Origin of the sequence: Stenotrophomonas sp. B2 (assembly GCF_014947095.1) — a bacterium.
GTDB classification, from domain to species: domain Bacteria; phylum Pseudomonadota; class Gammaproteobacteria; order Xanthomonadales; family Xanthomonadaceae; genus Stenotrophomonas; species Stenotrophomonas maltophilia_P.
In genome coordinates, this window is the sequence record NZ_JADCQA010000032.1 from 1 (window position 1) to 1,743 (window position 1,743).

Consider the following 1,743-nt stretch of genomic DNA (forward strand, 5'->3'; position numbering starts at 1 on the left):
GGCGCGACAGGTCGTTGTTGCCCGAGGCGATTTCGCCGGCGGCCAGGGTGATGCTGGAGGCGCTGGCCTGGATCTGGCCAACGATGCGGGTCAGCTGGGTGACGGTGGCATTGGCATCGTCACGCATGCGTGCGAACACGCCCTGGTAGTCGCCCTGCATGCGGGCGGTCAGGTCGCCTTCGGCGATGGCCGACAGCAGCTGTGACAGCTTGCCGAGGTTCTCATCGCTGACTGCCATCATCGCGTTGAGGTTTTCCAGCATGGCGCGGAAATCGTGATCGAAGTGCTGTGCGTCGCCACGGCGGCTGAAGTCACCGGCAGCGGCGGCGCCGGCCAGCTGCTTGATCTCGGCATTGATGCGGCCGAGGTTGTCCTTGACGGTATCGACGGCGTGGGTCATCGCCGCCTTCTCGCCCGGGTAGCGGGCGATATCACGGCTCAGATCGCCGATGGCGTATTGCTGGACGACATCGAGCACATCATGAAGGGTCTGCACGTGGCCCCCGACCAGCGCATTGGTCTCCTGCACCATCAGCCCATACTCGCCGGGGAATGCGCTGGCATCGATGCGGTAGCTGAGTTCACCGGCGTCGTGGCGACGTGCCATCTCACGTTGGCCGCCGATCACGGCGTGCAGCTGCCGCTGCATGGCGGACATCGCATCCAGCAGGCGGCCGGGCTCGTCATGCGGCTGCGGGCCGATATGGCTGTCCAGTCTGCCAGCGGCGATGCCTTCGGCCACGGCCGTAGCCTGCTTCAACGGTACCGCGATGCGGTTGCCGATCAGCCAGCTCAAGGCCAGCACGATCAGAACCACCACGCCACCGGAGATCGCCATGATCGTGGTGAACACCAGGGCCTGCTTCTGCACGTCGTCCGTGTAGACGCCACTGCTGATGACCCAGTTCCACGGCGCGAACAGCCCGGCATAGGCGATCTTGCCGACCGTGCCTTCGCTGCCGGGCTTGGCCCAGCGGTAGTCGACGAAGCCGCCCCCGGCCTTGGCTGCCTCGACCTGCTGGTAATAGATGCGCACCCCTTCATCGGTGCGGAAATCCTTCATGTCCTTGCCGACCAGGTCCTTGCGGAACGGGTGCATGAGTACCCGGTAGCCGGTGTCGTAGACGTTGTAGTAGTAGGTGTCGTTCTCGGCACGCATCCTCTCCAGCGCCTGCAGGGCGGCGGCCTTGGCTGCCTCTTCGCTGAGCTCGCCGGTACCGGCCAGGCGGTGGTAGTGCTGGACAATGCCGTAACTCAGTTCGACCTGGGTCTTCAGCGAGGTCTTGCGCGTTTCAGTCAGGTCGAGGTACTGCATGCGGGCGGCGATCACCGACAGCGCGACCACGCCCAGCGCGATGAGCAGCGTGAGCAGATTGAGCTTGCGCCGGACGGAGAGATTGCTGAAGTAGTGTTGCCAGCGATGCATGAGGTTCATCGAGCAGGACCAGTTTGAAGCAGGCGGGCGGCGCCGAGCCGGCCACGGCGGAATACACCATGACACCCCCGTTATCGGCCGCGGGCGCGCGGGATTGAGGTGGAGTGCCGGAACGCATTCAGGTTTCCTTGCAGCGGCGGCTGCGGCGCTGCCTGCGGCAGGCTTTTGAAGCAACAGCAACAGCAACGGCAACGGCAGGTCATGGCGATGGGTTGCTACGGTTTGGCCGGGTCGGGGTGGGCAGGCAGGACACGCCGTGAACCCATCCATGGGGGCTCGATGGCGCCATCCATGGCGCCAACGGTCCT

At 65.0% G+C, this 1,743-nt stretch carries 1 protein-coding gene; it reads right to left on the reverse strand.

The window, feature by feature from the left end:
• A partial coding sequence (locus IMX13_RS18825) for a cache domain-containing protein (RefSeq protein WP_193396973.1) occupies positions 1-1,435 on the reverse strand: 1,435 nt, incomplete at its 3' end.
• Positions 1,436-1,743: the final 308 nt, after the last annotated feature.